Genomic DNA, 17,235 nt, shown 5'->3' with positions numbered 1-17,235 from the left:
GGGAGTGGGAGGAGTGCGAGTTGAGTCACACCGTGCTGGCCGAGCTGGTGGCCAACGTGCTGAAGGTCACCGCCAAGGCCGGAGACACGGTGGGCCCGGACGACACGCTCGTCATCCTGGAGTCGATGAAGATGGAGATCCCGGTGCTGGCCGAGGTGGCCGGCACCATCACCGAGCTGAGGGTCGTCGAGGGCGAGGTCGTCCGCGACGGCGACCCGATCGCGGTCATCGAGGAGAAGTAGTTCAACCGAAATGACCTCTCACGCGTCTTGTGTAGTGAAGGCACCGGCCGGGAACTTCCGGCCGGAGCGCCGCGTTGAGCCGTCGTACCAGGAACTCAGGGTCGAACCCGGGTTCTCCCGACGTGCGCAGAGGACGGTGACCGCGGCACCATGGCCTTCACGCTCATTGCCGAGAGGACCCAGGGAGGCGTTGCGGTGAAGCCGTTCGACACGTCGACGGTCCCCGCACCCCAACAGGTGCCGGACGCCCCGGACGCACTGCCGTCGTGGGACGAGATCGTCCGCACCCACTCCGCCCGGGTCTACCGCCTGGCGTACCGGCTGACCGGTAACAAGCACGACGCCGAGGACCTCACCCAGGAAGTGTTCGTCCGGGTGTTCCGCTCGCTGTCGTCGTACACGCCGGGGACGTTCGAGGGCTGGCTCTACCGGATCACCACGAACCTGTTCCTGGACGGCGCCCGCCGCAAGCAGCGGATCCGCTTCGACGGCCTGCCCGAGGACGCACACGACCGGCTCCCGGCCAAGGGCGAGGGCCCGGCCGAGAAGCTCGACTCCGACCTGTTCGACCACGACGTGCAGGACGCGCTCGACGCGCTGCCCGAGGACTTCCGCGCGGCCGTGGTGCTGTGCGACATCGAGGGCATGACGTACGACGAGATCGCGGACGTCCTGGACGTGAAGCTCGGCACCGTCCGTAGCCGCATCCACCGCGGCCGGTCGATGCTGCGTAAGCACCTGGAGCACCGGGCCCCGCGGTCCGGCCAGACCCGGGTCGGCGGCCCGCCGGTCGACGGCGGCCTCTTCGGCGACGGAGGTGACCTCGCATGACGCACCCGCTGGACAAGCTGAGTGCCGTGGTCGACGGCCAGCTCGACCACGACTCCCGTGACAAGGTTCTGAGCCACCTGGTCGGCTGCGACACCTGCCGGTCCGAGGTGGACGCCCAGCGGCGGCTCAAGGCGCGGATCGCCGCGCTGGAGTCGCCGGATCCGTCGACCGACCTGATGCAGCGGCTGATGGGCGTCTCGTCGTTCTCGACCGAGCCACGGGAAGAGGTCCGTCCGGTGGTCACTCCGGTCAACCTGTTCCCACAGCGCTCCGCGTTCCCGGCCGGACGCACAGGTGGCACCCGACCGGGATCCGCCCGCGGCAATCGCTCCCGCCGTCGCAGCGGCGTCCTGGGCGCGGCCGGCTCAGCTGCCGCAGTCGCTTCCCTGCTCGGTACGGCGTTCGTGGTCGGCGACCCGTCCCGCTCGGAGCAGCCTCCGACGCTGCAGCCGCCGGTGGCGAGCTTCTCGTCCGACCACGCGAGCACCAGCGGCGGCGCCCCGTTCGCTGACCCGGTCGCCCTGCTGAACTCCTACAACGGTGCGGGGTACGCCGGGCTCAACAGCCCGACGCTGCGCCCGGTGGCCCTGACAGGACGCTGACCGGTGAGCCTCTCCCGGCTCGCTGTCCTGGTCAGCACCGCCCTGATCGGCTTCGGCCTGCCCACATCCGCCGCGGCGGTCCCGGCGCTGTCGAAGGCCGACTCGCCGACGGCGGTCAGCTGGTTGCAGAGAGCGGCTGTCGCGCCGAACCACATCTCGTACCACGGCACGCAGATCATCACCGCCTGGGGACCGCAGGGCGCCAGCTCGGCGATGCTGGACATCCTGCACGCGGCGTCGCAGGGCTCTGAGATCAGTGTGGTTGGCTCATCCGCGCCAGGGGCCAAGGCGTTCGTACAGCGCGCCACCACCACGGACGCCGCCATCGACGGTGGACCGCTGGCGTTGCTGCAGGCGACGTACCAGCTGGTCGACAAGTGCTGCACCGACCTGATCGGCCGGACCGCTGTGCTCGTGGAGGCGCTGCGGGACGACCAGACGCTGGCGGCGAAGTTCTGGATCGACAAGGCGACCGGACTGCTGCTGCAGCGTCAGCTGTTCAGTGCGGACGGCAAGACAATGGTGCGCGCCACCGTGTTCACCGAACTGGAGGTCGAGGGCTCGGAGTTCCTCGGCCACCTGCCGCCGACGGTCCCCAGCGGTGTCGAAGCGCTCGGCATGGGCAAGGTCGACAACCTGCGTTCCGAGGGCTGGGTCTGCGCACCGCAGCTGCCTGCGTCGCTCAAGCTGTACGACGTCCACCAGGACACCAGCAACGGCTCTCTGCAGTTCTCGTACTCCGACGGGCTGTTCAACGTCTCCCTGTTCGAGCAGCGCGGCACACTGGATCCGGCCGCGGTCGCGGGCTTCAGCAGCACCGACAGTCCTGGTGTATACCTGCGGTACGGCATGCCGTCGTACGTCGTCTGGTCGTCCGGCGGAATTGTCTACACATTGATCGGGGACCTGCCTCCCGACCAGCTCGGACAGGTGGTCAGATCCTTCCCGCACGAGCTGCCGGCCGAGCTGAGCGCGATCCAGCGACTGGGAACCGGGCTGGCCAAAATCGCGACCTGGCTCACTCCGATGGGTGCACTCTCGCCGAAGCTGGGATAATCAAAGGTGGAAGGGTCTCCCGGTTACCTCCGGAGGGCTCCACCGATGACCACGACGACGACGTGAGGCGGGCACCGTGACCAGCGACGACGCCGAGCCGACAGTTCCGAATCCGGCGACCACGGAACCGACCGCGGTCCTGCCCGCCGCGGGCCGGCCCAACGGGAACGGGGCTGCGGCAGGCCCGCCGCTGAGTGCGTTGACCCCGCCGGCTCCCGGATCGGGCGCGATGCCGTTGCGGACGCCCGGCTCGGACGCGGCGTACCGGCAGACGAACGGTGGCCGCTCCACCTCGCAGCGTAGTTTCGGACGTCCGGAGCCGCAGCAGCAGACCTTCCGCCCTGTGTACCAGGGACAGGCCTGGCCGACCGAGCAGCCGCAGTACCGGCCTGCCTACGTGCCGCCGCCACCGCTTGACTGGCACCAGCAGCAGGCCCGCTCGTACGCGGCGGAGCCGCAGAAGGTCAACAGGGTCGTCACCATCGCTGCTTTGGTCGCCCTGGTCATCGGTGTCCTCGCCGGCGCCGGTGCGGCCACAGCCGTCGTCGCGCTCAGCGGCAACAACACCCCGATCGCACAGCAGCCCGAGCCGCCGGTCGGCACCGGGGCCGACCCGAAGATCCGCACCGGCTCGGTGTCCGCGGTCGCCGCGACCCTCCTGCCGAGCGTGGTGCAGTTGAAGGTCGAAGGCTCGGACAACTCCGACGCCACCGGGTCCGGCTTCGTGATCGACAACGCCGGGCACATCCTGACCAACAACCACGTGGTCGCGGCCGCGGCCAAGGGCGGCTCGATCCAGGTCGTCACGAACGACAACAAGACCGCGACCGCGCGGCTCGTCGGCCGTTCCCCGGCGTATGACCTGGCCGTGGTGCAGGTGGCCGGCCTGACCGCGCCGTCGGTGCAGTTCGGTCGCTCGGACCAGGCGGTCGTCGGGCAGGACGTGGTCGCGATCGGCTCGCCGCTCGGACTGGCCGGCACGGTCACCTCGGGCATCATCTCGGCGAAGAACCGCCCGGTGACGACGGGCGACGATCCCGCGGAGGCCGCGTCGTACATCAGTGCGCTGCAGACCGACGCGGCGATCAACCCCGGCAACTCCGGCGGTCCGCTGGTCGACATGAACGCGCGGGTGATCGGGGTGAACTCCGCGATCGCTACCGTCCGCGGCTCTGAGGAGGGCCAGAGCGGGAGCATCGGGCTCGGGTTCGCGATCCCGATCGACCAGGCCCGGCGGACCGCCCAGCAGCTGATCGCCACCGGCAAGGCGTCGTACCCGGTGATCGGGGCCAGCGTGGACATGATGTTCGAGGGCGGCGCCCGGGTCAGCGCGGTGAGCCCGAGCTCGCCGGCCGCGCGGGCCGGTCTGCGGGTCGGTGACGTGATCACCTCCATCAACAGCGACCCTGTGGACAGCGCCGAGGTGCTGATCGTCGCTATCCGCACGCACCAGCCTGGGGAGGCCGTGCGGCTCGCCTACGAGCGCGGCGGGCGCTCCCGAACGGTTACGCTCACTCTCGCCCAGCAGATCGGCTGAGTCCCCATGACAGTATTGATGCCGCGGCTCCGTCGCGGCGGGTCATGTGGCTGTGACTCCCGGCCTTCCCTCGTCGCTCCGGGCGCTTCGTTCCCTGCACTCCTCAGTCCAGGCCGGGAGGCCCCATGACCGGACTCGGGATACCCTGGTCGGCGTCTGAAGCGATGTACAGAAGTGAGGTGGGGACATGTTCGGCATCGGGCCACTCGAACTGGTCGTGATCGCGATCGTCGCCGTACTCGTTTTCGGACCGGACCGACTGCCGGAGTTCGCCCGTACGGCGGGACGTCTGCTGCGCCAGGTCCGTCAGATGGTGACCAATGCGCAGAACGACCTGCGCAACGAGCTCGGCCCGGAGTACGCCGACCTCGAGCTGCAGGACCTGAACCCGAAGAACTTCGTCCGCAAGCACCTGCTCGAGCCGATGGACGAGGACGACAAGCCTGTCGCCAACTTCGCCGACACCACCCCGCAACGCCTCCCAGCCGGCGCCAAGCCGCCGTACGACCCCGAGTCGACCTGACCTACCCCGGTCGCGATCTGGTCAGTCGGTGATCAGTAGGTCGTAGGTGACCTTGTCGTCGACATGTGTGCCGATCTCGAAGGCGGCGCGCTCGGTCCCGACGTGGCGGAAGCCGGCCTTCTCGGCGGTACGGCGGGCCGCCGTGTTGGAGGCCGCCGTACGGATGAAGATCCGCCGACCGCCGAAGCCGCCGGCGCTCGCCGGAGCGAAGTACCACTGGGCGACCCGCTGGATCGCCTCGCTCATCACGCCGCGGCCCTGCGCCTCGGGGTGCATCCAGTACCCGACCTCGGCGTCCCGGACCGCGCCGCGGACATGGATGCCGAACAGCGTGATGTTCCCGAGCCCCTGATCGGTCGCGGCGTCTGCCACGCACCAGTTGAGCCGCTTCCCGGCCGCTGCCTGCTCGGCCAGGTCCTTCAGCCAGAACCGCGCGTCCTCCACGGTGAACGGCTGTGGGATGAACGGCAGGAAATGCGCGGTCGCCTGGTTGGTGCGAGCCGCGGAGATCCGCGGTGCCTCGTCCTCGCGCCACTTCCGCAGCCGCAGCCGTGCTGTCTCCAGCACGGGATGGTCCACGTTCAGCGGCCCGCGGGGGAGAGGCCGAGCTGGCGGCCGAGCAGGCCGCGGGGCTTGCCGCCCAGGGTCGACGCGATCTTGTCGAGGACCTGCGCGGCGGGGGTGTCGGGGTCGGCGGCCACGAGCGGCTGGCCGAGGTCCCCGCCGGCGCGGAGGCGCTCGTCGAGCGGGATCTCGCCGAGCAGCGGGATGTTGTAGCCGAGCCGCGCGGACAGGGTCTCCGCGACGCGCGTACCGCCGCCGCTGCCGAAGATCTCGATGCGGTGCTCGGGACCGCAGTGCGGGCAGGGCAGGAACGACATGTTCTCGACCACGCCGGCCACCCGCTGGTGCACCATCTGCGCCATCGTGCCCGCCCGCTCGGCCACCTCCGCGGCGGCCTCCTGCGGGGTCGTCACGACGATCACCTCGGCACTGGTCAGCCGCTGACCGACGGAGATCGCGATGTCACCGGTGCCGGGCGGCAGGTCGAGGAGCAGTACGTCGAGGTCGCCCCAGTACACGTCCGCGAGCATCTGGACCAGCGCGCGGTCCAGGATCGGGCCGCGCCACGCGACCACCTGGTCGCGCTTGGGCTTCAGCATGCCGATCGAGATCACCTTCACGCCGTGCGCGGGCACCGGCATGATCATGTCGTCCACCGCGGTCGGCCGCTCGTCGGCGACCCCCAGCATGGCCGGCACCGAGTGCCCGTAGATGTCCGCGTCCAGGACGCCGACCGACAGGCCCTGGCGGGCCATCGCGACCGCGAGGTTGACCGTCACCGACGACTTGCCCACGCCGCCCTTGCCGGACGCGATCGCGAACACCTTGGTCAGCGAGTCCGGCCGGGAGAACGGGATCTCCTTCTCGGCCACGCCACCGCGCAACTGCGTCTGCAGGGCCGCCCGCTGCTCGGCCGACATCACGCCGAGGTCGATCTCGACCCCGGTGACACCGTCCAGTTTGCTCACCGCGGCAGTGATGTCGCGGCGCAGCGTGTCCTTCATCGGACAGCCGGCGACGGTCAGCAGGATGCGTACGGCGACCACGCCGTCCTCGCGGACGACGACGGTCTCGACCATCCCCAGATCCGTGATCGGCTTCTTGATCTCCGGATCCATTACGCCACCGAGCGCCGTGGTCACCTGATCAGCAGTGAGAGCCATGCCCCCAGGCTACGTGCTCACACCCATCCACCCGACCACGGTCCATGTGACATACCCCCCGTGGGGGCGTTGCACAGGCACTGGTGCGCCCGCACAGGAAATAACCTGTCCAACGCCCCCGGCGCGCGGGTCCACCCCCGATGCGTGGCGCGCCGGCCGGGAGGCTGGCGTTGCGTCAGAGGCCCGGGGCGCCGTAGATGGGGAACCAGCGGGAGAGGTCCGACTCGAAGTTCAGGTCCGCGCCGACGACGGACTTGATCTGGAGTTCCTGGGCGTTGTCGCGGCGGTCCGTGCCGACGGGGACGAACGGGTACCACGAGCCGCGTTTGTAGAGGTAGACGAGGCCGACTGACTGGGTGCCGTTGGTGAAGGCGACCAGGGTGCAGAGCAGGGCGTTGCCGAAGCCGGCGTCGACGAGGGACGTGTTGACGGCGTGCAGGTCGGTGACCAGGGTCTCCAGATCGTCCGGGGCCGTCTGCCGGACCAGCCAGGTGAAGCCGTACGAGTCCGTCGTACTGGTGAACTTGCCGTTGTCCAGCGCGAGCAGCTTGTCGACCTCCTCGCGGAGTGTGGTGAACCCGCCGCCCTCGGCCGCCTTGAAGCAGACCGAGCCGCTGCCCGTCGGGCGGAAGCCGGCCGCGGTCTCCAGAGTGATCGCGGCCGACGGAAGCGAGAACAGCTGATCGAGGTTCGGCGGGACGGCTTTGCTCCGGCCGAGCAGGATGTCGAGAAGGCCCATAGGTCTAAGCTTGCTCGCCCAGCTCGCGGGAGAGCGTACCGAGGCGGTCGAGGCGTGTCTCCAGGGACGGGTGCGTGGAGAACAGCGACGACAGGCTCTTGCCGGTGATCGCCGGCGCGAAGAAGAACGCGTTGAACGCCTGCGCCTGGCGCAGGTCGCGCGACGGTATCTGGGCGATGTCCCCGCTGATCTTGGTCAGCGCCGACGCCAGCGTCGAGGGTCTACCGGTCAGCATCGCCCCGGCCCGGTCGGCGGCCAGTTCGCGGTACCGCGACAGCGCCCGGGTGAGCAGGAACGAGATCGCATAGACGGCGATGGACACCGCGATGATCGTCAGCATGATCACGGCCGCGTTCTGGTCGCGGTTCCGTCCCAGGCCGCCGTACAGGCCGAAGCGAGTGATGAGGCCGGCGAGTACGCCGAGGAACGACGCGATCGTCATCACGGCCACGTCCCGGTGCGCGACGTGCGAGAGCTCGTGCGACAGCACACCCTCGAGCTCGTCGGCGTCCAGGCGCCGCAAGACGCCGGTGGTCACACAGACCACCGCGTTCTTCGGGTTGCGCCCGGTCGCGAACGCGTTCGGCAGGTCGACGTCGGCGATCGCGACCCGCGGCTTCGGCATGTCCGCCAGCGCGCACAGCCGGTCGATCGCGCCGTGCAGCTGCGGCGCCTCCTCGGGCGTGACGATCCGGCCGTGCATCGCGTACAGCGCGATCCGGTCGGAGAACCAGTACTGCGCGAAGAGCATGCCGCCGGCAATGAGCACGGCCAGTACGGCGCTTCGGGTCAGCGCGATCAGCAGCGCCACGAAGCCGACGTACAGCAGGCCGAGCAGGAAACTGGTGATCACCATCCGGCTGGACAGCCCACGATCGGGCGCGAATCGAGTCTTCATCCCACGTCCTTCCTCACTCACAGCGAGGGTAGCTCGGCGTCAAACCCGATCGTCCTCGCGAGTGTCGAGGTCGGCGAGCAAAGAGCGGAGTTCGGAGCGCAGGAAGTCGCGGGTGGCGACCTCGCCGACGGCCATCCGCAGCGATGCCACCTCGCGGGCCAGGAACTCCATGTCGGCCCGGGTCCGGGCGTCGACGTCGCGGTCGCGCTCGTACTGCACCCGGTCGCGGGCCTCCTGCCGGTTCTGGGCGAGCAGGATGAGCGGAGCGGCGTACGACGCCTGCAGGCTGAGCGCCAGCGTGAGGAAGATGAACGGGTACTGGTCGAAGCGCACGCTCTCCGGCGCGAAGATGTTCCAGCCGACCCAGAACAGGATCGTCGCGGTCATGTAGACCAGGAACTGCCCGGTGCCGAGGAAACGCGCGATCCGTTCGGACAGCCGGCCGAAGGCGTCCGCGTCGTACGCCGAGCGCAGTGCGATCGTGCGGCGCAGCTCGCGCGGGATGTCGAGGCGGTTGGTGCTCCGCATCAGGCGGCGTTCCTCGGCGGTGCCGCTGCCGCGCTGGCGGCGGTCGTCGGTGCTGCGGTCGTCACGGGGCATCGTGGTCCACCTCCTGCGGCTCGGGCAGCTCTGATTGCTCCACGCGATCCATGTGGTCGTGCTCTCGCCAGTCGCTCGGAAGCAGATGGTCGAGTACGTCGTCGACGGTGACCGCACCGATCAGCCGGCCCTCGTCGTCGAGCACCGGCGCGGCGACCAGGTTGTACGTCGCCAGGTACTTGCTGACCGTCTGCAGGCTGTCGTCCGGCCGCAGCCCGTCCAGATCGGTGTCCAGTACGGCGGACACCAGCTCGGACGGCGGCTCGCGCAGCAGTCGCTGGATGTGACCGATCCCGATGAACCTTCCGGTCGGCGTTTCCAGCGGTGGCCGGCAGACGTAGATCATCGCGGCCAGTGCGGGGCTGAGCTCCGCGTTGCGTACGTGGGCGAGGGCGTCGGCCACAGTGGCGTCCGCGGGCAGGATGACCGGTTCGGAGGTCATCATGCCGCCGGCAGTGCGCTCCTCGTAGGTCAGCAGTCGCCGTACGTCTTCTGCTTCCTGGGGTTCCATCAGCGTGAGCAGGCGCTCGGCTGTCTCGGTCGGCAGCTCGGCGATCAGGTCGGCCGCGTCGTCCGGGGACATCTCCTCCAGCACGTCCGCGGCCCGTTCGGTGTCCAGACCGTCGAGGATCTCGACCTGGATGTCCTCGGGCAGTTCCTCGAGTACGTCGGCCAGCCGCTGATCGTCCAGCGCGACGGCGATCTCCTTGCGGCGCTTGGGGGACAGGTCGTGCAGTACGCCGGCCAGGTCGGCCGGCCGCATGGATTCGAAGGCGGCCAGGATGTGTGTCGCGCCCTGTCCTTCCTCGTCCTGGGTGAAGCCGGTCACGTCCATCCAGTCGAGCACGTGGGTCTGTCCGCGGCGCCGGAACCGTTTCGAACCCTCCCGGACCGCCACCTTCGTCAGGAGCCAGTCGCGGGTCCGCCACTGCTCCATCGCCATGTCGTACACCACCGCGGCGGCCCCGGTGTCGGCAATGGTGACGGTCCGGTCGAGCATCTCGCCCAGGACCAGTACTTCGGTCGTGCGCTGCTCGAACCGCCGCATGTTGACCAGACCGGTGGTGACGACGTGTCCGGCCTCGACGGAGGTGACCCGGGTCATCGGCAGGAAGATCCGGCGCCGGGTGAACACCTCGACGACCAGGCCGAGCACGCGGGGCGGCTGGTCGCCCTGACGCATCATGGCCACCACGTCCCGCACCTTGCCGACCTGGTCCCCGTTCGGGTCGTACACCGGCAGACCCGCCAACCGGGCGACATAGACCCGCGACGGTGATCCACTCATGTCCGAAGGCTAACCCGCCGAGCGTGCGTCGCGGCTGAGGACCCTTCGTAGACTTTTGCCCCTCGGGCGACTTTCGAAGGTGGGGTGGGCATGCTCGGATCCACCGGGCTGGGCGCCGACGACGAGGCGGCGTACCTGGACCTGATCCGGCGGGGTGCCGCGTCGTTGGTGGACCTGGCCGCACGGCTCGGCCGTCCGGTGCAGGAGGTCCTGCGCGCGGTCGACGTACTCCTGAGCGAGGGTTTCGTGCACCGTACGCCGCCGCCGGCGGAGCTGATCGTGCCGGTGCCTCCGGAGCTCGCGGTCGAGCAGCTGATCCTGCGGCAGGAGGAGGAGTTCGAGCGGATCCGCAAGGCGGCGTACCGGCTGGCGGCAGAGGCGACCCGGCAGAGTGGTGCGCGGCGGACAGAGGAGCTGATCGAGATCGTCAGCGGGGAGACGGCAGTCGGTCTGGCGTTCGACCGCGTGCAGCGGACGGCCCGTAGCGAGATGCGTGAGCTGGTCGCTCCGCCGTACGTCGCATCGGCCGAGGTGAACAGTACGCAGCTGGCCCGGCAGGGGGCCGGTGTGACGTACAGAGTCGTCTACGACAGCTCAGCGCTGGGCGACGCAGTGCTGAGCGCCAGTGCGGTCAGCCACGTGCGGGCGGGAGAGCAGGCCCGGATCGCGGATGGACTACCGACCAAATTGGCCATCGCGGACCGGGAGCTGGCGCTGCTTCCGCTGGACTGGGCCACCCCGGCCCAGGACGCGGCGCTGCTGGTGCATCCGTGCAGTCTGCTGGACGCACTGGTCGCACTGTTCGAGACGGTGTGGAATCGGGCCAGTCCGCTGTCAGTGACCGAGTCAGACGGCCTGGAGCCGGAGGAGGCGATGTCTGCCGAGGACCGGCACCTCCTGTCGTTGCTGGTGGCAGGGCTGACCGACGACGCGGCCGGTGCGCGTCTCGGGATCAGCCGACGCACTGTTGCCAGACGGGTCCAGCAGCTGATGGAACAGACCCACTCGCGTTCCCGCCTCCAGTTGGGCTGGCATGCTCGCGACCGCGGGTGGCTCTAGTTCGTTGGCCGGATTGGTCGTGACCTCTTTGCGCCAGTCGGATCCGTAGCAGCAGGGGCGGGGAGCCGCATGTAATGCGGAGACCGTTGGACCTCCCCTGAGCTTGGAGCATCCGTGTCCTTGTCTTCCTTCTGCCGTCGTGGGCTGCCCGCGCTCGGCGCCGCCGTGCTGGCGCTGGCCGCCGTCTCGGTGCCGCAGGCCCGTGCAGCCACCCCGGTAGCCATCCCGGCAGCCAGTACGCCGCCGCGCACGGTCACCCTGATCACGGGCGACAAGGTCACCGTGACGACCGTCGACGGCCATCCGTCCGCGACCGTGAGCAAGCCCAACGGCACCCCGGCCGGCGCGCACATCATGACCGTGGGGAACGACCTGTACGTCTACCCGGACGCCGCGCTGCCGTACCTCGCGTCCGGCGTCCTCGACGAGCGCCTCTTCGACGTCACCGAGCTGCTGGCCGACGGGTACGACGACGCCCACAGCGCCGGCACGCCCCTCATCGTCTCCTACGCCCAGGGACGCAAGCAGGCCCCGCCGGCAGGCGCTCGGCAGACCCGCGCACTGACCAGCATCAAAGGCGCCGCACTGACCGCTGACCACGATCAGGCCGCCGCCTTCTGGACGTCCTTCACCGGCGGCAACACCGCAGCCCGCACAGGCATCGCGAAGATCTGGCTGGACGGCAAGGCAAAGGCGACCCTGTCGGACACCACCACCCAGATCGGCGCGCCGGAGGTGTGGCAGGGCGGCAACACCGGTCAAGGCGTGGACGTCGCCGTGCTCGACACCGGCGTCGATGCCGCGCACCCCGACTTCGGCGGCCGGATCGTCGCCTCACAAAGCTTCGTGCCGGGCCAGGACGTCACCGATCGCAACGGTCACGGGACCCACGTCGCCTCGACCATCGCGGGTACGGGCGCGGCGTCCGGCGGCAAGGAAAAGGGCGTCGCGCCTGGCGCCGGACTCCACATCGGCAAGGTCCTGAACGACGACGGCAGCGGCCAGGACTCCTGGATCCTCGCCGGCATGGAGTGGGCCGCGCGCGATCAACACGCCAAGGTGGTCAGCATGAGCCTCGGCTCCGGTCCGTCCGACGGCACGGACCCCATGAGCCAGGCCGTGAACACGCTGAGCGCCGAGACCGGCGCACTGTTCGTGATCGCCGCGGGCAACTCCGGACCGGACCCGTACAGTGTCTCGGCCCCTGGGGCCGCGGACGCGGCCCTGACCGTTGGCGCAGTCGACAGTGCCGACCGCCTGGCCTCGTTCTCAAGCCGCGGTCCGCGACTCGGTGACAATGCGGTCAAGCCGGACTTGACTGCTCCTGGTGTCGGTGTGCTCGCTGCGCGGTCGCAGTACTCGCCGGAAGGTGACGGGTCGTACGTCGCGATGAGCGGTACGTCGATGGCCACACCGCACGTCGCTGGTGCGGCTGCGCTGCTGGCCAACGCGCACCCCGACTGGACGGGGCAGCAGTTGAAGGATGCGCTGGTCAGCACGACCAAGACCACGCAGCAGTACAGCCCGTTCGCGGCAGGTACCGGCCGGCTGGACGTGGCCACCGCGGTGCGCAGCACGCTGTACGCGTCCGGCTCTGCCTTCGCTGCGGTGAAGTGGCCCTACCCGGCGAGCAGACTCGTGCAGAAGGACGTCACCTACACCAACAACGGCACCGAACCCGTCACGCTGAACCTGTCCCTCAAGAACCAGGGCATCCCGGCCGGTCTGTTCACGCTGACGACTCCGTCCCTAACCGTCCCGGCGCACGGTACGGCGACCGCCGGTGTGGTGAGTCACCTCGACCTGGCCGTCGACGACGCCGGCTACAGCTCGATGCTCACGGCAACCGATGGCAGTGGAGCAGTGCTCGCTCACACCTCGATCGGTGTGAGCAAGCAGAGTCAGCGCGTCAAGCTGTCGCTCCGCGCGAAGGACCCGCACGGCGCGGCGCTGTCGGGTGTCGTCGTACTCAAGGACATCAAGCGGGACGTCGTACCTGAGGTGTACGTCGTCGACGGGAGCCTCGATATCGCCGTTCGCCCGAGCACGTACGCCGGATGGATGTACGCCGACGTACCGTGTCTGGACGGCCCGCACTCACTGGGCCGGGCTGTCATCAGTCAGCCGGAGGTCGACGTCACGCAGGACCAGACGCTCACGTTCGACGCTGCCGGACTCCGTAAGGTCGCTGCGGTCACGCCGCGGCCTTCTGACAACACGTATCTGCGGGTCGACCAGTACCGGAGTTACGGCGACCTGCATCGCTTTGTCGACGTGTATCAGCTCGAGTGGTGGATCTACGACTCCCTCTGGGCCACACCGACTCGCAAGGTGACACAGGGCTCCTACACGTTCGCAACACGCTGGCGTCAGGTTCAGCCTGCTCTAACGGTGGGTTCGTTCGACAGCGTCGTACAGAGCTGGTCGCCGAAGGTGCCTGAAGGCGTGGGCACCTATCCGGTGGTGTACGTCGGCTCCGACCGTGCGACGTACGACGTTCGGGGCAAGATTGCTGTTGCTCAGCGCAACGACGCCGTACCGCCGACAGCACAGGCTGCAGCTGCCGCGAAGGGCGGTGCGAAGCTGCTGCTCATCCTGAACGACGGCTACGGGCCTCTGGACGCGTGGGCCGATCTGCCGCAGGAGGAGGCGCCGGCACTCCCCGTGGCGTCCCTGAACACGGACCAGGGCAAGCAGCTGCTGGCCCTCAGTCCCAAGCTGTTGCCGCTCGTTTCGCACCCGTACCCGGACTACCTCTACGACCTCGTCCAGCACCATGACGGGGCGGTGCCGAAAGACCCCGGTTACCGTCCGGGCGCACGTGATCTGGCACGGATCGACGAGTCCTTCCGGGACACGAGGCCCGGGGATGCACTCGACATCCGCTTCGACCTGTCAGCCGACCTGACGTGGGCGGTGGGGGCCGCATCAACACCAGTACCCGCGCAGGGTGACCACACGGTGTGGGTCACCGCCTCGCCGAAGGTGAAGTGGCTCAGCATGGCCGCGGTGCCGGACCTGTCCCAGCAGGGCTCGTCACTGTCCTACCGTGCCGGCAGCACGACAAAGGAGACCTGGTTCGCCGGCATCCAGCGTCCGCGGCTGCTGGGCGACAGTGCGTTGTCGACACCGCCGTCACGCGTCGGGGACATCATGAGCGTCTTCGGCGTGCCCGGCTTCGCCGACTCGGGTCCGCACCAGGGCGTCGTGTACGACGTCGGCGCGCCGGTCACGTCGGCGTTCTACCAGGGCGACACGTTGATCGGCGAGGGCCCCGACGTACTGTCCGTAGAGGTCGCGCCGGAGCCACTGCCGTACCGGCTCGTCGTTGACACCAAGCGCGACCTGCCGAACCGGCCGTACTCGCCGAGCACACACACCGAGTGGGGCTTCACCTCCGGTCAGACCGACTACGCGAACCTGGAGCCGTTGCCGCTGCTCCAGCTCGACTACTCGATCGCGACCGACCTGTCCGGTCGAGCGAAACGCCACACCGACCTCTCGGTGACCGCCTCGCACTTGCCGGGAGCTGTGCGCACAGGCAAGGTCAGTACGGCGACACTGGAGCTGTCGTACGACGACGGTGCCACGTGGCGCCCGATCGGGCTGCAACGGTCTGGAGCCGGTTGGCGCGGGAAGCTGGATGCACCGGCATCCGCCGACTACGTGAGCATGCGGGTCACGGCACGCGACGATGCCGGCAACAGCGTCAGCCAGACGATCCAACGGGCCTTCGGGGTGCGTTAACTCAGCTTGGGGCGGCGACGTACCGGGCGGTGCAGTGTCATCGGTGGCTTGCCGCGGGTCGTGGCTCTGGTCGGTACCGGAGCCTCGGCCCGCGGTGCGGCGTCGTAGCGCCCGGCCGTCTCGCTGATCTCACCGGTCGGGTCCAGGACCAGGATGTCGGCCTCGTTCCGCCACCGCTCCAGCTGTGTGTCCAGCTCGGCTGCGTTGAGTCGCTCACTGCGTAGTACCTGCGCTGCTGCAGTCCACTCGTCGCTTCCGGGCTCCAGTCGCCGTACGGACGCCTTCCAGCTCGCCAGGCGGCTCGTGGCGGGCTTGGCCGGTACGACGACCTCGACTGCGGGTGCTGCTGCGAGTCCGGGCAGGGGCTGCTCCGCGCCGTCAGCCGAGTCCGCGAGTACGACGTACTGGCCCTCAACCGTCGCGAACCACGCCGGCACCGGTCGCCGGCCGTCCCACGCCAGCCAGACGAGTCCGGCCTTCTTCATCACGCCGGCGATCTCGGCCACAGCCTCCTCGATGCTCACGACCCCAGCGTGTCACACCACCAACTTTGAGAAGCCACCGATCACTTTTCCGGCATTGAAATGGATGGTGGCTTCTCAAAGTGGTGAATCGAGACACACTCGGGAGGGAAGTGAGCCGGGTCACCGGGCCGGCGGTGGTGGACGCCGTACGCTGCCGGTGACCGGTGGGTAACCGAGTGGAGGTCGTATGTCGGAGCAGGTGTTGCGCAGTCGACGGTCGTGCTTGGCCACGCCCGGGTCGAACCCACGGTTCCTGACCAAGGCGAAGGGACTGGACGCGGACCAGGTGTTCCTGGATCTCGAGGACTCGGTCGCGCCGATCGCCAAGCCTGACGCCCGCAAGAACATCGTCGCCGCGCTCAACGAGGGCGGGTGGGGCACCAAGCTGCGCGTCGTCCGGGTGAACGACTGGACCACCGAGTGGACGTACGCCGACGTCATCGAGGTCGTCGGCGGCGCCGGCGCGAACCTCGACTGCATCATGCTGCCGAAGGTGCAGACCGCCGAGCAGGTGGTCGCGCTCGACCTGCTGCTCACCCAGCTGGAGAAGGTGCACGGATACGAGCCGGGCCGGATCGGGATCGAGGCGCAGATCGAGAACGCGCTCGGCCTGACCAACGTGAACGCGATCGCGACCGCGTCGCCGCGGGTGGAGACGATCATCTTCGGGCCCGCGGACTTCATGGCGTCGATCAACATGAAGTCGCTGGTGGTCGGCGAGCAGCCGCCCGGGTACGACGTCGGCGACGCTTACCACTACATCCTGATGCAGATCCTGATGGCCGCGCGGGCGCACGGCAAGCAGGCGATCGACGGCCCGTACCTGCAGATCAAGGACGTCGACGGTTTCCGCCGCGTCGCCGGCCGCTCGGCCGCGCTCGGCTTCGACGGCAAGTGGGTCCTGCACCCCGACCAGATCGCCGCCGCGAACGAGGTCTACTCGCCCCGCCAGGACGACTACGACCACGCCGAGAACATCCTCGACGCCTACGACCACTACACCTCCGCCGCCGGCGGCGGCCGCGGCGCGGTGATGCTCGGCGACGAGATGATCGACGAAGCCAGCCGCAAAATGGCCCTCGTCATCTCCGCCAAGGGCCGAGCCGCCGGCCTCACCCGCACCGACGTCTGGGTCCCGCCGACCGACTAATCGGAGCGCGCGGCCTGGAGCAGCTCCTGCAGCGCATCGGCGAGATTCGCATCGTCAGCGGGACTGCTCCAGGAAACGCCCAGCCAGAGCTCTCCTTCCGGTTCGAAGCGGGCTCCGCCTGGAACGGGTTGGTTGGTGATGATCAGTCCCAGCGCCGCGACGTTGTTCTCCGCCGTCAGCCGGAGCATTTCCGTCACCTCGGCCGGCGACTGCGGCCTGCCACGCCACTTGATCTCCACCGCGACCGGTTCGCCGGTTCCGAGCAACAGGTCCCAGCCTTGGGGTGGTCGGGCGAGAGTCGCCCGGGCCGCGATGTCCCCACCGGCCAAGCGCTCGACCGCCGCGGTCGCCCGCAGCCGGTATTCGTCTGCGGCTGCCCGCGCGTCGAGGACCTCGTCGACCGCCCGCTGAGTGCCCGGTGGCAACGGTACGTCGTCCAGTCGTTCGGCGACCTCGGCCTTTGCCTCGTCCGACATGCTCGGGTCACGCAGGATGCGGCCGAGGAACGTCGCCTCGCTGTTCCCGACCTTGACCTGGCTCAGCCGCTGGCCGGACACGGCGAGGTACCCGAAGAGCGCACCGACACCGATCAGCAGCGGTACGCCGCCGACATTGCTGCCGTCGACGAAGACTGCGACTGCTCCGGCTCCGCCCGTGGCAGATCCCACCACGGCACACACAGCTCGCTCGAGCCGGCTCAAACCGGCACCCT

Annotated in this window: 17 protein-coding genes; 9 read left to right on the top strand and 8 right to left on the bottom strand. The window is 69.1% G+C overall.

Annotation, left to right across the window (positions count from 1 at the left end; genetic code table 11):
* Window positions 1-20 precede the first annotated feature (20 nt).
* The 6 genes from EV651_RS14450 (at window position 21) to EV651_RS14425 (ending at window position 4,791) form a co-directional block, all read left to right on the top strand.
* Window positions 21-242 (top strand): biotin/lipoyl-binding carrier protein, encoded by a 222-nt coding sequence (locus EV651_RS14450; RefSeq protein ID WP_133785662.1) that lies wholly within the window; start codon window positions 21-23, stop codon window positions 240-242.
* A 150-nt stretch (window positions 243-392) separates the two neighbouring features.
* Entirely contained in the window at window positions 393-1,073 is a 681-nt protein-coding gene (sigE, locus tag EV651_RS14445) for an RNA polymerase sigma factor SigE (protein WP_133785661.1), read from the top strand.
* A complete protein-coding gene (locus EV651_RS14440) occupies window positions 1,070-1,675 on the top strand; it encodes an anti-sigma factor (protein WP_133785660.1) in 606 nt (201 codons plus the stop codon). The genes sigE and EV651_RS14440 overlap by 4 nt, the downstream gene beginning before the upstream one ends.
* 3 nt (window positions 1,676-1,678) lie before the next feature.
* A complete protein-coding gene (locus tag EV651_RS14435; protein ID WP_133785659.1) occupies window positions 1,679-2,731 on the top strand; it encodes a sigma-E factor regulatory protein RseB domain-containing protein in 1,053 nt (350 codons plus the stop codon).
* 76 nt (window positions 2,732-2,807) lie between these two features.
* Window positions 2,808-4,268, top strand: a complete 1,461-nt coding sequence (locus tag EV651_RS14430) for a S1C family serine protease (protein ID WP_133785658.1) — start codon at window positions 2,808-2,810, stop codon at window positions 4,266-4,268.
* Between the two features lie 187 nt (window positions 4,269-4,455).
* Window positions 4,456-4,791 (top strand): sec-independent translocase, encoded by a 336-nt coding sequence (locus EV651_RS14425; RefSeq protein ID WP_133785657.1) that lies wholly within the window; start codon window positions 4,456-4,458, stop codon window positions 4,789-4,791.
* Between the two features lie 21 nt (window positions 4,792-4,812).
* Here EV651_RS14425 and EV651_RS14420 read toward each other — a convergent pair whose 3' ends face one another.
* The 6 genes from EV651_RS14420 to EV651_RS14395 form a co-directional block, all read right to left on the bottom strand.
* Entirely contained in the window at window positions 4,813-5,358 is a 546-nt protein-coding gene (locus tag EV651_RS14420; RefSeq protein WP_238156881.1) for a GNAT family N-acetyltransferase, read from the bottom strand.
* Window positions 5,359-5,372: 14 nt separating this feature from the next.
* Entirely contained in the window at window positions 5,373-6,518 is a 1,146-nt protein-coding gene (locus EV651_RS14415) for an Mrp/NBP35 family ATP-binding protein (protein ID WP_133785655.1), read from the bottom strand.
* A 175-nt stretch (window positions 6,519-6,693) separates the two neighbouring features.
* Window positions 6,694-7,257: a hypothetical protein gene (locus EV651_RS14410; RefSeq protein WP_133785654.1), complete on the bottom strand. Its 564-nt coding sequence runs from the start codon at window positions 7,255-7,257 to the stop codon at window positions 6,694-6,696.
* Between the two features lie 4 nt (window positions 7,258-7,261).
* Window positions 7,262-8,155: a zinc metalloprotease HtpX gene (gene htpX / locus EV651_RS14405; RefSeq protein WP_133785653.1), complete on the bottom strand. Its 894-nt coding sequence runs from the start codon at window positions 8,153-8,155 to the stop codon at window positions 7,262-7,264.
* A gap of 39 nt (window positions 8,156-8,194) precedes the next feature.
* Window positions 8,195-8,755 (bottom strand): DUF1003 domain-containing protein, encoded by a 561-nt coding sequence (locus EV651_RS14400; protein ID WP_133785652.1) that lies wholly within the window; start codon window positions 8,753-8,755, stop codon window positions 8,195-8,197.
* Complete coding sequence (locus tag EV651_RS14395; protein WP_133785651.1) at window positions 8,745-10,043, bottom strand: magnesium transporter MgtE N-terminal domain-containing protein; 1,299 nt, start codon at window positions 10,041-10,043, stop codon at window positions 8,745-8,747. Before EV651_RS14395 ends, EV651_RS14400 begins: the two co-directional genes overlap by 11 nt.
* A 90-nt stretch (window positions 10,044-10,133) precedes the next feature.
* On the opposite strand from EV651_RS14395, the gene EV651_RS14390 reads away from it, so the two are divergent.
* Together EV651_RS14390 and EV651_RS14385 are read left to right on the top strand one after the other, a co-directional pair.
* Window positions 10,134-11,102, top strand: a complete 969-nt coding sequence (locus EV651_RS14390) for a helix-turn-helix domain-containing protein (RefSeq protein WP_133785650.1) — start codon at window positions 10,134-10,136, stop codon at window positions 11,100-11,102.
* Between the two features lie 114 nt (window positions 11,103-11,216).
* The gene (locus EV651_RS14385; RefSeq protein ID WP_133785649.1) at window positions 11,217-14,849 is read left to right on the top strand and encodes a S8 family peptidase; all 3,633 of its coding nucleotides are present in this window, start codon (window positions 11,217-11,219) and stop codon (window positions 14,847-14,849) included.
* Here EV651_RS14385 and EV651_RS14380 read toward each other — a convergent pair.
* Window positions 14,846-15,373 (bottom strand): hypothetical protein, encoded by a 528-nt coding sequence (locus tag EV651_RS14380; RefSeq protein ID WP_133785648.1) that lies wholly within the window; start codon window positions 15,371-15,373, stop codon window positions 14,846-14,848. The two genes, EV651_RS14385 and EV651_RS14380, sit on opposite strands and share 4 nt — an antisense overlap.
* A 187-nt stretch (window positions 15,374-15,560) precedes the next feature.
* Here EV651_RS14380 and EV651_RS14375 point away from each other — a divergent pair, with 187 nt between their 5' ends.
* Complete coding sequence (locus EV651_RS14375) at window positions 15,561-16,523, top strand: CoA ester lyase (protein WP_133785647.1); 963 nt, start codon at window positions 15,561-15,563, stop codon at window positions 16,521-16,523.
* Here the strand turns inward: EV651_RS14375 and EV651_RS14370 are convergent.
* A complete protein-coding gene (locus EV651_RS14370) occupies window positions 16,520-17,191 on the bottom strand; it encodes a hypothetical protein (RefSeq protein WP_133785646.1) in 672 nt (223 codons plus the stop codon). The genes EV651_RS14375 and EV651_RS14370 overlap by 4 nt on opposite strands.
* Window positions 17,192-17,235 lie beyond the last annotated feature (44 nt).

The organism is Kribbella sp. VKM Ac-2571, from assembly GCF_004362255.1.
Taxonomy (GTDB): Bacteria; Actinomycetota; Actinomycetes; order Propionibacteriales; family Kribbellaceae; genus Kribbella; species Kribbella pratensis.
The sequence above is the reverse complement of the archived record's forward strand: the minus strand, read 5'-3'. Positions and strand labels throughout refer to the sequence as shown.

Coding starts and splice junctions, on each gene's coding strand:
- sigE (WP_133785661.1), top strand. CDS start 393: ATGGCCTTCACGCTCATTGCCGAGAGGACCCAGGGAGGCGTTGCGGTG.
- EV651_RS14440 (WP_133785660.1), top strand. CDS start 1,070: ATGACGCACCCGCTGGACAAGCTGAGTGCCGTGGTCGACGGCCAGCTC.
- EV651_RS14425 (WP_133785657.1), top strand. CDS start 4,456: ATGTTCGGCATCGGGCCACTCGAACTGGTCGTGATCGCGATCGTCGCC.
- EV651_RS14415 (WP_133785655.1), bottom strand. CDS start 6,518: ATGGCTCTCACTGCTGATCAGGTGACCACGGCGCTCGGTGGCGTAATG.
- EV651_RS14410 (WP_133785654.1), bottom strand. CDS start 7,257: ATGGGCCTTCTCGACATCCTGCTCGGCCGGAGCAAAGCCGTCCCGCCG.
- htpX (WP_133785653.1), bottom strand. CDS start 8,155: ATGAAGACTCGATTCGCGCCCGATCGTGGGCTGTCCAGCCGGATGGTG.
- EV651_RS14400 (WP_133785652.1), bottom strand. CDS start 8,755: ATGCCCCGTGACGACCGCAGCACCGACGACCGCCGCCAGCGCGGCAGC.
- EV651_RS14395 (WP_133785651.1), bottom strand. CDS start 10,043: ATGAGTGGATCACCGTCGCGGGTCTATGTCGCCCGGTTGGCGGGTCTG.
- EV651_RS14390 (WP_133785650.1), top strand. CDS start 10,134: ATGCTCGGATCCACCGGGCTGGGCGCCGACGACGAGGCGGCGTACCTG.
- EV651_RS14375 (WP_133785647.1), top strand. CDS start 15,561: ATGTCGGAGCAGGTGTTGCGCAGTCGACGGTCGTGCTTGGCCACGCCC.